10 protein-coding genes are annotated in these 11,607 nt (G+C 59.6%); 6 read left to right on the top strand and 4 right to left on the bottom strand.

Annotated features, from left to right (window positions below):
• Positions 1-112 precede the first annotated feature (112 nt).
• Together msrA and msrB are read right to left on the bottom strand one after the other, a co-directional pair.
• The gene (gene msrA / locus APA10_RS09085) at positions 113-733 is read right to left on the bottom strand and encodes a peptide-methionine (S)-S-oxide reductase MsrA (RefSeq protein ID WP_080587136.1); all 621 of its coding nucleotides are present in this window, start codon (positions 731-733) and stop codon (positions 113-115) included.
• Positions 730-1,209 (bottom strand): peptide-methionine (R)-S-oxide reductase MsrB, encoded by a 480-nt coding sequence (gene msrB / locus APA10_RS09080; RefSeq protein WP_035367565.1) that lies wholly within the window; start codon positions 1,207-1,209, stop codon positions 730-732. Before msrB ends, msrA begins: the two co-directional genes overlap by 4 nt.
• Before the next feature lie 152 nt (positions 1,210-1,361).
• Here msrB and APA10_RS09075 point away from each other — a divergent pair, with 152 nt between their 5' ends.
• The 4 genes from APA10_RS09075 (at position 1,362) to APA10_RS09060 (ending at position 4,497) form a co-directional block, all read left to right on the top strand.
• Complete coding sequence (locus APA10_RS09075; protein ID WP_035367562.1) at positions 1,362-1,985, top strand: cytochrome b/b6 domain-containing protein; 624 nt, start codon at positions 1,362-1,364, stop codon at positions 1,983-1,985.
• A gap of 249 nt (positions 1,986-2,234) precedes the next feature.
• Positions 2,235-2,831 carry a hypothetical protein gene (locus APA10_RS09070; RefSeq protein WP_050998018.1) on the top strand — a complete coding sequence of 199 codons (597 nt, stop codon included), beginning with the start codon at positions 2,235-2,237 and terminating at the stop codon, positions 2,829-2,831.
• Between the two features lie 148 nt (positions 2,832-2,979).
• Complete coding sequence (locus APA10_RS09065) at positions 2,980-3,642, top strand: hypothetical protein (protein WP_035367561.1); 663 nt, start codon at positions 2,980-2,982, stop codon at positions 3,640-3,642.
• 60 nt (positions 3,643-3,702) lie between these two features.
• Complete coding sequence (locus tag APA10_RS09060; RefSeq protein WP_035367559.1) at positions 3,703-4,497, top strand: molybdopterin-dependent oxidoreductase; 795 nt, start codon at positions 3,703-3,705, stop codon at positions 4,495-4,497.
• Positions 4,498-5,065: 568 nt separating this feature from the next.
• Here the strand turns inward: APA10_RS09060 and mobF are convergent.
• Both mobF and APA10_RS09050 read right to left on the bottom strand, forming a co-directional pair.
• Positions 5,066-8,677 carry a MobF family relaxase gene (mobF, locus tag APA10_RS09055; RefSeq protein WP_250697670.1) on the bottom strand — a complete coding sequence of 1,204 codons (3,612 nt, stop codon included), beginning with the start codon at positions 8,675-8,677 and terminating at the stop codon, positions 5,066-5,068.
• A gap of 50 nt (positions 8,678-8,727) precedes the next feature.
• Positions 8,728-9,048: a hypothetical protein gene (locus tag APA10_RS09050; RefSeq protein ID WP_035367557.1), complete on the bottom strand. Its 321-nt coding sequence runs from the start codon at positions 9,046-9,048 to the stop codon at positions 8,728-8,730.
• A 913-nt stretch (positions 9,049-9,961) separates the two neighbouring features.
• Here APA10_RS09050 and APA10_RS09040 point away from each other — a divergent pair.
• Both APA10_RS09040 and APA10_RS09035 read left to right on the top strand, forming a co-directional pair.
• Positions 9,962-10,861: a P-loop NTPase family protein gene (locus APA10_RS09040; RefSeq protein WP_035367553.1), complete on the top strand. Its 900-nt coding sequence runs from the start codon at positions 9,962-9,964 to the stop codon at positions 10,859-10,861.
• Positions 10,849-11,508: a hypothetical protein gene (locus APA10_RS09035; RefSeq protein ID WP_007284571.1), complete on the top strand. Its 660-nt coding sequence runs from the start codon at positions 10,849-10,851 to the stop codon at positions 11,506-11,508. Before APA10_RS09040 ends, APA10_RS09035 begins: the two co-directional genes overlap by 13 nt.
• Positions 11,509-11,607: the final 99 nt, after the last annotated feature.

The following is an 11,607-nucleotide window of genomic DNA, read 5'->3' as shown; positions in this document are numbered from 1 at the left end:
CAAAAAACAGGAAGGATAAATCCTCTTCTTGACCGCCCGCCCGACTATGCCTGAAATAGCATCTGGCTGGGTCAATTCCTGATGAAAAACCCGGGTCAGTTCTCAGTGAAAATCAACAGTCATACGTCAGGATATAGGGATTTCCTGGATTTCGCTCGGCGAAATTCTGATGTTCCTCCTCGGCGGGAAAAAATCCATGGTCGGGTACGATCTGCGTCGCGATCGGGCGCGCGAAGACATGCGTTTCGTCAAGCTGACGGATATAGGTGCGCGCCGCTTCCGCCTGCTCCTGATTCCGGACGAACAGCACCGAACGATACTGGCTTCCCACATCCGGAAACTGCCTGTTCACCTGCGTCGGGTCCAGCGCAACCGAAAAGAAGAGGCGCATCAACGTGCCGTAACTCACCACCGTCGGATCGTATTCGACCTCCACGGATTCCGCATGGCCCGTGCCGCCCGTGCTCACAGTTTCATAGGTTGCGTCAGCTCTGGCGCCCCCGTCATAGCCAGCCCGTGTCGCGGTGACGCCGCGCACATGCTGGAAGATACTCTGAACGCCCCAGAAACATCCCCCGGCGAACACGGCGGATGCATGATGCGTCATGGTATCCGTTTCAGATGTCGCAGGTGGCGGCAGTTGACGTGCAGAAGGCGCTTCCGCCGCCTGACAGGCCACGCAGAGCGCGGCGGTGGCGAACATCCAGAAGCCCCACTTCGCCGGTCGCATCATGATGACGATCCTTCCGCCGGATGAAAGGTCAGGGCAATTCCATTCATGCAGTAGCGCAGGCCGGTGGGCGCGGGCCCGTCATCGAAGACATGACCCAGATGGCCGCCACAGGCCGCGCAACTGATCGCCGTCCGCTCCACGCCGAACGACGTATCCAGCCGCTCTTCGACCGCGCCCGGCAGAGCACGATAGAAGCTAGGCCAACCCGTACCGCTCTCGAATTTCGTGCTAGAATCGAACGCGGTCGTATCGCATCCCGCGCAGGCAAAACGCCCCGGTTGGTGTTCGGCCAAGAGCGGGCTGGACCAGGGTGCTTCGGTTCCGGCATCGCGCAGGATACGATATTGCGCCGGAGTCAGCCTTTCGTGCCATTCGGCGACCGTATGCGTCACGGCATAGCGTGGCGTCGCATTTGCGACACATCCACTCAGGGCAAACGCCGTCGAGGCAAAACAGAACTGTCGTCGGGACGTCATGAAACCACTCCTCATGAGGACATGTCATCCCGTTCTTCGGTCCGACGCGGACGGTGGTTACAGGTTGCGACGGAATTTATTTCGCACACGCCTGTAACCATTCGCGGACACGGAACGAAGGGAGCAGCATCATACCTTCGAAAGACCGCACGATGCGCCGAAGTCGACGTACCCCTTCCCCCATCATCAGGATCACGCACTGGATAGGGGCGCTGTCGATGCTCGTTATGATCGGCAGCGGCTGGCAGATCTATAACGCCGCCCCCATCCTGCCCTTCACCTTTCCACGCGCGATTACGCTCGGAGGATGGCTCGGCGGCGCCATCGCCTGGCATCTGGCGGCCATGTGGACGCTCGGCGGCGCTGGCCTCGTCTATGCGATATACGGGCTGACTTCAGGACATTTCAGGCGCGATCTGTCCCTGCCCAGCCCGCGCGCGTTCGTCCATGACATGGTGCTGGCGCTGCGCTTCCATCTCCGCCATGAGGCTGGCCGCTACAACGCCGTGCAGCGCGCGCTCTATATCGGTGTGCTGCTCGTATCCCTCGTCACGGTCGCCTCCGGATTCTCGATCTGGAAGCCCGTGCAGTTCTGGTGGCTGACGGAGCTGTTCGGCGGATTCGACGTCGCGCGCCGGTTTCACTTCGTGTTTATGACACTCATCGTTGCGTTCCTCATCGTTCATATCGCCCTCGTGCTGATCGTGCCCTCGACGCTGTTCGGCATGATCCTCGGTCGGCGCCTTATCCCGGACGATGGAAAGAAAGCAGAATAGCCGCCCCGAATGTCAGCAGATACCCGAGATTTCGCGCGGCTGGCGAAGCGGTCAGCGACAAAACCGACATGACCGTCGGGCAGCCAACGGATAATTTCGCGTCGCCTGTAACCTCACCCCAAGCGTCAACGAAGATTGCGGGAGAGGCGCAAGGACGACGGCACGTCTCCGCATCATGACATGATCCGGCACTGCATGCCCTCACCACCTTCCGCCTGAAGTCGTTCTTTACCAGAAGGAAGACGCTCCATGAAAAGTCAGGTTATTCCGCCCGGACTTCTGCTCCAGGAGACGCTGCCGACAGAGGATACGCAACCGCGCAATCATTACCTTTTGCGCTCTGCAATAGCCGTTGCCTGGACATGGGCGGCTATGACGCACTGGACAGCAGGTCCGGTTGTCGAAGGCGCTCTTCTGATCGCTTATCCAATATGGGATGCCATAGCCAATCTCGTTGATCCCTCACAAAATGACGGGCTCACCGCCAGTCTGTTCCGGTTCGTCAATTTTGGCCTTTCCTGCCTGGTGGCAACGCTGGCCGAGTTATACGTCGACGACATCGGGTCTTTCCTCAACGTGTTTGCGGGATGGACCATTTCTGTCGGCCTCCTTCATCTGATTATTGGCCAGAGGTCACAGGGAGATGGGCCGGACCGACGGCCGGCGATCCTCATCGGTGCTCAATCGATTGTGGCGGGCATTTTCTTCGCCGTGTGCGCGCGCCTGAACGCCGGCTCCGGCCTTACCGACATTGCGTTCTATACGGCGTCGTCGGCGCTGGTGTTCCTGATCGCCTCTTTTTGGGCGAGATCGCCCCGTCCATCAAAGCAATTCGATTTCCTCTGATCCGGGGCCGATACGATCATGAAATCTCGGCCGATACATCAGGCGTCAATGATCCAAAAAATTTTCAGCCGGATGTAACCCACGTCCCGCCACCATCGAACATACAAGCAGACCTGTTCACACAGGCTTACCTCTGGAAAGTAAAACGATGTTTCATACACGCTTCTCTCTGATCGCAGCCGCGACCGTTCTCATCTCGACCGGCACGGCGTTTGCACAAATGCCGCCCAGTGTACGCGGCACCGTCATTTCCGTTGACGGCGACGAAGCAGCGGTCCGCACGCCTCTGGGACACATGACCGTGCATCTCGCGCCTGACACGCATTTCGCAGGCGTCAAGAAAGCCAGTCTGGATGACATCCGGTCGGACAGCTATATCGGAACTGCTGCCGTCCCCGCGACAGACGGAACGTTGCGTGCGCTTGAAGTCACCATTTTCCCCGACGCGCTGCGCGGGATGGGCGAAGGCAACTACCCGTGGGATCTCGGCAAATCGGGCTCCATGACCAATGGCGCCGTCAGTTCGGTGAGCAACGGAGCGCTCGCCCCGTCCAGTGCGGCAAGTTCGATGACCAACGGCATGGTCCGCGCAGTGAACGATGATCATGGGCGAACGATCCAGGTTTCGTACAAAGGTGGCATGCAGAAGGTCGCGCTTCCAGGCAACATTCCGGTCGTCTCGCTCGAACCGGCCGATCGCAGCCTGCTGAAAAAAAGCTCCAGAGTGGCCGTCTTCGGCCCCGTTACCGGCACGACGGTCGAAGCCAAGCAGATCATCATCGGCGAGGACGGCATCAAGCCACCGATGTAACGCGCTCGCGCGCCCGTTTCTGTCCCGCCCGCGTGGTCCTCAAGAAGCAAGGAGATCGTCATGAGCGATCCTTCGCAATTCCCTAAAGCGCGAGCAGTTCGGCAGGCGCGCGACCTGCTTGATGCACGCCGTCCCGAGGTGGAGCGTCTGCAACGCAGGCTGTTTCTTCGGCAAAGCCTGTCGGTAGGAGCACTTGCCATGCTCGGAGGATGCGACCTCGGCTCTCTGTCCACCGATAACGGAGTGGATGCCCTCCTCCACTCCATGTCGAAATTCAATGATCGCGTGCAGGCGCTCCTATTCAATCCAAACAGGCTGGCCCCGACTTACGACGCCAGCCGCATCACCAAGCCGTTTCCGTTCAATGCGTATTACGGCATCGAGGACGTGCCGGATATCGATCCAGACACGTGGCGTCTCGACGTTTCCGGACTGGTCTCAGACAGAACGCCATGGTCGGTGCGCAGACTGCGCAGATTGCCGCAGGAGCGTCAGATTACGCGCCTGATCTGCGTCGAAGGCTGGAGCGCCATCGGACAATGGAGCGGCGTGCCACTTCATGTCTTCCTCAGGGCGATCGGAGCCGATCTGACGGCGCGCTATGTCGGTTTTAGATGTGCCGACAAATACTATACCAGCCTCGACATGGCGACGGCGCTGCATCGTCAGACGATCATGACGCTGGATTACGGAGGAGAAGCCCTGTCAGGCGCTTATGGCGCTCCGATGCGGATTCGTGTCCCGACCAAACTTGGCTTCAAGAACCCGAAATATGTCACGGCATTGTTTGTGACCAACACTTACCCGGGCGGATACTGGGAGGATCAGGGATACAACTGGTTCAGCGGGTCTTAGAGCCTGAATCAGTAAGTGGTCTGATCGATTTTCCGCAGATATGGGCGATTATCTGCCATGCCCACGATGACGAGACTATCGCTTGGACATCCCGTGTGAGGCAATGGCGGCACGAGATGTCATGTTAGCAGGCAAGCCAGCTTCAACTTGATTTGTGACCGTTGGTCATTATGAGAAAGCCTGTAGCATTGGTCACGGGAGCTTCCGGCGGCCTCGGTGACTTCGTTTTCGAAGGAACTACGCGATGCAATTTCAGAGTATTGGCGAGGGGCGCTAGGCTTTAATATTTAGCGTAATGCGGCAATACGCCTGCGAGGCAGTTTGGTCCAGATTGTCAGTAGCGTGTCACTTCTGCTGTTGGGCGTCCGCCACATTTTGTACATTTGAGGCGGTCGATGACCTTATAAATCCGAGTAGTTATTGGAATGCCACGGGCAGCAGCAAACTGTCCGAGAGGTTCAATAATGAAATGACCGCAGCCACAATGAATGCGGAAGATACAGTCTTTCCGGTAATGGATCGTGTCAATCGGCTTGGGACGCTCATAATTTGCAGACATGACCCTACCTTATAGGCGCGCACTACGCCGCTTTTTTTGCTTTTCCTGTGCCTTGGCATCGGTTTTGCGCGCGAGAATGGTTCTGACCTTCGCTTTCAAGGCTTCCGTCATTTCACGCAACCGATCCATCATACCCTTTCGGTTCTTCATGGCTTCAGCCGTGTTTTTAAGGCCCTCGGATGCCTGGTGTTCGTGGCGGCGGGTTGAGAAACGGCCTGCCAAGGTAGCACGTTGTTTGCCCTCTCCTTCCCGCACTTCCAGACCCTGTTTTGTCTGCTGCATGGCGCGTACGGTGCCACGCCGGATATTCTCTGCTCGTTCCAAAAGGGCGTGTGCTGTCTCTTTTTCCGGCTGCCGCTCGAAGTTCCGGATGATATTTTTCTGGACATCGGTTGCGGTAATTGTGCGCTGATCCCCGAGAGGCCGTCTGCCGGCAATCTCGCTCCGTTCAGCGCCATCCGATGTGACGATAAAGGTCTGCTCCCGGTGTCGGCTGGACGAAGTGTAAGCACCGAACGCCGTGACATTTCGTGACCCGGCCGGAATAGCAAAAATATGCTCGGTGACGGTGACTCCCTGGCTGGTATTGGTGGTCATCGCGTCCCCATAGGATAGCAGAAACCGACCGGTTTCCTTATCCTTGAGGGAGTCCCATTTCACCAGCCCATTCCGGCCATTGGCCCCTCGCAGAACCAGCCCCTCTTCGCGTATGTCGCGGACTTCAACCACAGTGCCGTTGCGGCCGAGATTTCCGCCCGAATTGGTGTCGAGGAAGCGGGCATTCGTCCGCTGGAACAGGCGAACCTTGTCGCCGCGTGCCAGAGGCAGGTCATAAGAGGTATTTTCTCCGGTAGCCTGTGCCTTGATGGTAATCAGATCCGCGCCGATTTCCCCAAGCTCACGCCGGCGATCGCGGATCGCGCGGCTAATGTTGTGGGCGTCAGCATTCGTCGGGGTGGAGATCGAAAGGGTGTATTTGTCGCGCTCGGCATTCTCCGTGCGGCGTTGCTCCCAGAGATCGACCACGGCCTTGATGGCTTCCTCGTAGCCTCCCGGTGCGACATGCAGGGTTCCATTTTCCGCCTTCCGCTTGACGGCTTCCTCGGTTTGCCCGTTGCGAAACATGAGGGTGGTTTCGCGCTCTTCCTGCTGAATCTGGCGCGTGGATGTCCCCAAGAGGGGTATGTTTTCCTTGCCCAGCCCTCGTTGCAGTAATTCGATAACCGCGCCGGCCTCAACGGACTGCATCTGTTTCGGGTCACCGATCATCACCAACTTGAAGCCGATGTCCTCTCGCTTCCTGAGGATGTCATTGAGCTGGCGTGTGCCCAAGAGGCTGAGTTCGTCAACGACGACGACGGATTTCTTGGTGAGTTTGAGCTTGCCGCTATCGATCCGGCGCAGGAAGGATTCCAGAGCGCGGGTCTTGGCGACTTCCATACCCGTAGCAGACAGATCGTCGGACTGTCGCCAGGCCAAGGCAATGCCGTGAACGTCCCGACCCTGCTGCTTCCACGCGGTTACGAGCGGCTTCAGGAGTGTGGTTTTTCCTGAACCAGCAACGCCGATTCCGACAACGACCTGACCGCCCTTCCCTAGATCTTCCATCATCGCGCGTTGGGCCTGCCCGTGCGCGTTCTCGAAACTGAGTTCGGGATGGGCCTTCACGGCTTGGTCAATCTGCTTGTCCGTGAGTGCGCCTCTGCGATCCTTCGCGGCCGCGCGCGTCATGCGGATCAGGTCGTGCTCTTCGCTTTCGTGAAGGGCGGTCGTGATTCCGACCCGCTCTCTGCCTTCCGGGTCTTTGACTTCTCCCCAGATCAGGGAGGTTTGCCGTCCATGCTGGCGGACGCCGCGGTTGCGCATGGCTGCGGTCACGGCGTTGATGTCGGCCGCTGTGTCGATCCCCGCTGCGATCAATCCTTTGGCGGCGGCGATCCGGGCATCAGAACCATCAAGAGATGCGCGCTGCTGAAGCTGCTTGTCAAAGACATGCTGCGCGGCTTCATAGGCGTGTTCCAGGCGCTCGGCCCGTTCGCGTTCGGGTGCGATTTCATCGGGCCGGAGAACACTCCGGTGCTTGTATCCGATCTCTGCGGCTGTGTGCTGCCATGAGGCCATGTCGGTAAGATCGTCCGACTTCGCGCCGCGTGGATCTTGCACCCCCTGCTTGATAAGACCGATTTTGCGCTTGGCATCGAGGGTATCCCAATCAAGACCCTGCCCTGCCGCATAGGCGCGCGCGGCGGCCGTTCCTGAAAGCGTGCGGCGGCTGAACTGTTCACAGACACTCTCGGGAATGGCCGCAACCCTGCCCATTTCCGTGCGCTCGTCCAGCACCATATCGACCCCCTGCTTGCGCAGGTTCGTCGCTAGGTGGGCCTGATAGACCGCTCCCCACTCCTTGACCTTGCCGTTAAGCTGATCGAGCCACAGACCGCCCATGCGGCCCTCGTCGGTCAGTGCCGCGTTCAGAATGGCAGTATGCGTGTGGAGCTGCATATCTCCTGGCACCCGGCCCCCTCCCTGACGGAGCGTATGCAGCTCGGTAAAGACCTCGCCCTGGTCATCTGTCCGGATGATCTCAACGGTCGGCCGTGCCGTATAATGATCGAAGGACACCCAGCCGATGGATGCGGGGTCCCAGCCATCTTTTCCGGCGTCGCCTTTCCGCGCTCGTCCAATCACCTTTTCCACTTCCTGCATGGTCGAGGCGATCGCGTCGTGATGTGCCTGAAGGATGATTCCGCGCTCGGCTTCCGTCGGGGCGAATGCCCATGCAACGGAAACCGATTTGGGGGCGGAAAAGGTGAAATCCACATACCCGATCCGGGCGCGACTGGTGTCCATGCGCTCGTGATATTCGGACACACTCAACTCCTGCCCGTCGGCCATACGCCCGGACAGGATGTTTTCGCGTTGGTCATTGGTCAGGCTGGCCGCATCGGCACCAAGGACGGCCGTAAAACGCCGTACAGCCCGTTCGGCTTTCTTGGTAGGTATCTCGCCGCCAGAAACCGTCTTGCCCGCCAGAACGGCTTCCAGTTCGGTTCTCGTGGGCAATCGGCTTTCATCCATCTCGAAGATTTTGCCGATTGCTTCCGTGGCCGATCTTTTCGTCTTCCCCGGAATATCCTGTCCGTCTGCTCGCTGCCCGTTCAGAAGGTGAGCGACCTCGGCGGGTGTCAGGCCCTTCGTGGGGTCGACCCCAAGTCGCGCGGCCAGTTCGGGATTCATGTCCCGGCGTGGGACGGCTGTCGCACTGCTGTAGTCGCGTGCGGCGCTGGCATTGCGGATCTCGCTATCAAGTGCGTCGGCAGTGAAGGGCACGGCGCGTTGCTGCAACAATTCCTCGGCTTTGGCCCGGTCGATCAGATTGGCCGCCACGAAGGTTCCGGCTGCGCGGACTGCCAGCACGTCGTCCGAATCGGACGTGGCTTCTCGCAGGCGGTCGATTTCCATTGCCAGCGTGTCGGCCAGGTCATCCATCCCGCTCGTGGTGCCAGCATAGCGGGTGGCAGCGGCCTCGGCCGGGGTCGGGGGTCTTACACCCTGCGCGTAGTACTCCGCCATCACGGCCATCTCGGGCGGAAGGGTCTGCTGAAGCAGGTGCTCACTCATGGCCTTGGCGGCGGACGTGGCCCCGGCCGCGCCTGTCCGATAGGTCAGCATCAGGGTGCCGGGGTGTCAGGCGCCTCGTGACCGGAAGCGACAAGCTGAGACGCCATATCGTTCATGCTTTCGGCCATCGTGTTGACGGCCTGGGTGTTCTCGCTCACGGCGGCTGTCAGGTTGGTGAGGGCCTGCGCAACCGGAGAATCACCCGGCTCGTCTCTGGCGGCTGCCAGCACTTCGGTCAACATTTCGGTCTGCGCCTGAAGCGTGTCGAGCATCATCCCGAGGACGGTCTGAATGGCCGAGAGCTGCTTGCCGTGCTCTTCCAGCGTATCGGAAACATGGGCGAGATAGGCCCCGTCGGTGTCTTTCGCCATGAGGGTTCGGGCTCCTTATTCCCGGCATTATCACGAAAACGTGAGCAATGAATCGGAAGGCGATGCGCCGGAATCAGTGCCCTCTTTTCGCACCTTTTCACCCCATGCGTCTAGCATGACTTGGTCTGTAGAAAAAAAGCCACTCACCCTTCACCTTCCTACCTCTCACGGAAGGATACGATAGAGGACACGAAAGAGGCCACGTCTCAGGACACAAAAGAGGATACGGCAGAGGCTACAAAAGAGGGCACGCTAGAGGCTACGGAATAAAAAAATAAGGTGACGGACGGGAAGAAAAATGCAATTTTTCTCAAGCCATGAAAAACGCCAACAGACAGACCATCCGTGGAGTTCCGAGCAAACGTCCTCGCACTGAAGAGGAATTGCAGGAGGCTGCGGATCGGTTCAGCCAGGACTGGACCCCACAGGATCAAGTGATGCCGTGGATACGCGCTCATGAGCCGGAGCTTAGTGCGATGGTGAGTGCGGGCTGGTCTTGGGATGATGTCGGCCGGGCGATGGCTCGTGCGCGCATCACGTATAAAACCGCGGTGCCCATGAAGGGGTCGATCTTGCGCGCGAAAGCGTACAAGGCGCGAAAGGACAGGTCAGAGGCGACGACAGTTCGAGCGGTTCCCGCGAGAACGCCAGTTGTCCCGGGAGGCGTGAAACCGGCTCCTGCTGCCTCGTCCATCAGCCCATCAGCGGACCCCTCGCCAGCGTGGTTGGAACAGGCCCCGGAAAGGATGGAAGGCGAACCGGAGTTCAAGCCGATCTCGCTGCGAACCCCTTTACCCCCGACAGCCGAACCAAAGGCGGTAAAAACGCAAACGGCTCCTGAGCGGCCGAAACGCTCAAGAGCCGATGCTTTAGCAATGCTAACTAATCGTCCTGTAAAGACTGAGGAATCATAATGAGCGACACGAAATCAGGCAACAAAAACCCTGCGCCTGCTGCCAAGAAGCCGGTCCAGCCTGCGAAGTTCGATCTGAACCAGACGCTCGCGCAGGAACCCGTCTTTGACGTGAAACCCTTCACGCCGCGTAAGGTCGAAGAAGCCGAGCCGATGATTGCCGAGGGTATGGACCTGAGCGGCAAGACGAAAATCGTCTTCGTCAACGGACGCGGCAAGACCGGCAAGACCACATTCCTACGTTGGGCGGCCGAACGTGCGCTGCTGGGCAACCGGCCGATCCTTATGGCGGACCTGGACCCGACCAATGCGTCGTTCTCGTCGTATTTTCAGGACGTGGCGCGACCGAACACGGACGATCCCGCAGGCGTTGCGCAGTGGATGCAGCGGTTCATCGAATACGCTGTCGAGAACCAGACGACAGCGGTTCTCGATCTTGGCGGCGGCGATACCACACTGCGCGAGACGGCAGCCGAAATGCCGGGTTTCGCGTCAGCGATTGCCGAGGCCGGTGCGGTCCCCGTCCTGATCTCGCTGGTCGGATCGCAGGTCGATGATCTGGCCCCGATCGCGACGCTGCGTGAGCGTGGTTTTTCACCGGACGCGCGGGCAATCGTGTTCAACGAGGCCTCCAAGGAAATCGGTCATACCCGCGACCAGTCGTTCGGTCGTCTGCTGACAAGCGCCGTGGTCGTGGATGAAGTCACGGACGGCGCGGTTCCGCTGTGGATGCCCCGGCTCAATGCGGCGGCAGCCGTCGAAAGCCGCCGGAGCTTGTTCAGCGCCGCACGCGACGGCCTGACCACGCCTCCCCTCGGGATGTTCGACCGCTCGAAGGTCCGGACATGGCTCGAAGCGATGGACCGCCGGTTTGCTGGGATCACGTCATGGCTTCCGTAAGCCAGGACGAACCGGCAGACGATTTTGAAGGCGCGATCGCCAGCGCGAGACAGGATCTACAGTTGGCGATTGCCAAGGCGCACCTGACGGATGATCCGTTGGGTGTTGCCCTGCACGCGATGTCCGAGACGCTGGGTGCTCAGGCCGCGCTCTACAAGGCGACGTTCAACAAGTATCGCGACATCAGCGCGGACCTCGATCGCGCGCGAAGCGATGCGGTCGAAGCTGGACGGCTGGAACTTGAAGGCCAGAAAGCCGGAATCGTTCAAGAACTGGCTCCCCAACTCCTGAAGCTGACTGCTTCGCAGGTGAAGGTTCAGGAACGCACGGTCAAGCTCAAGACGCTGCTCATGGCGGGCGGCATTGCCGGAGTGCTTGCCATCACGGCGGCCTGTGTCGGATACGGCACGGGCTGGAAAAACGGCAGGACGAACGGTCTTTACGACAAGGGTGCGCTGTTCGCGGCGCTACAGGAGCATGGCCCGGGCGCGGAGACGGCCCTGATTGAACTGGTCCGGAATAACGACATTCCGGCTGTCCTATCAGCCTGCCGTGCTCATGCTTTCGATCAGGGCGGGCGACAGGCCTGTGCTGCGCCGCTCTGGCTTGAGCCGCCTCGGCCTCCTGCTGCACAGGACAACAAATAAGGTCAGGGACACGTCATCATAAGGGAGGGCAGACTATGCGGAGAATGTCACTCAATCCGGGCCTGCGGCTTGCGCTTCGCCCGTTTGCCTCCCTTCTGG

The organism is Acetobacter pasteurianus subsp. pasteurianus LMG 1262 = NBRC 106471 (genome assembly GCF_000285275.1).
GTDB lineage: Bacteria > Pseudomonadota > Alphaproteobacteria > Acetobacterales > Acetobacteraceae > Acetobacter > Acetobacter pasteurianus.
The sequence above is the reverse complement of the archived record's forward strand: the minus strand, read 5'-3'. Positions and strand labels throughout refer to the sequence as shown.

What these genes read in the sequence shown, in the direction of transcription:
- APA10_RS09075 (WP_035367562.1), top strand. Translation starts at nt 1,362, where the DNA reads ATGCGCCGAAGTCGACGTACCCCTTCCCCCATCATCAGGATCACGCAC.
- APA10_RS09070 (WP_050998018.1), top strand. Translation starts at nt 2,235, where the DNA reads ATGAAAAGTCAGGTTATTCCGCCCGGACTTCTGCTCCAGGAGACGCTG.
- APA10_RS09035 (WP_007284571.1), top strand. Translation starts at nt 10,849, where the DNA reads ATGGCTTCCGTAAGCCAGGACGAACCGGCAGACGATTTTGAAGGCGCG.
- msrB (WP_035367565.1), bottom strand. Translation starts at nt 1,209, where the DNA reads ATGACGTCCCGACGACAGTTCTGTTTTGCCTCGACGGCGTTTGCCCTG.
- APA10_RS09060 (WP_035367559.1), top strand. Translation starts at nt 3,703, where the DNA reads ATGAGCGATCCTTCGCAATTCCCTAAAGCGCGAGCAGTTCGGCAGGCG.
- mobF (WP_250697670.1), bottom strand. Translation starts at nt 8,677, where the DNA reads ATGAGTGAGCACCTGCTTCAGCAGACCCTTCCGCCCGAGATGGCCGTG.
- APA10_RS09065 (WP_035367561.1), top strand. Translation starts at nt 2,980, where the DNA reads ATGTTTCATACACGCTTCTCTCTGATCGCAGCCGCGACCGTTCTCATC.
- APA10_RS09050 (WP_035367557.1), bottom strand. Translation starts at nt 9,048, where the DNA reads ATGGCGAAAGACACCGACGGGGCCTATCTCGCCCATGTTTCCGATACG.
- APA10_RS09040 (WP_035367553.1), top strand. Translation starts at nt 9,962, where the DNA reads ATGAGCGACACGAAATCAGGCAACAAAAACCCTGCGCCTGCTGCCAAG.
- msrA (WP_080587136.1), bottom strand. Translation starts at nt 733, where the DNA reads ATGATGCGACCGGCGAAGTGGGGCTTCTGGATGTTCGCCACCGCCGCG.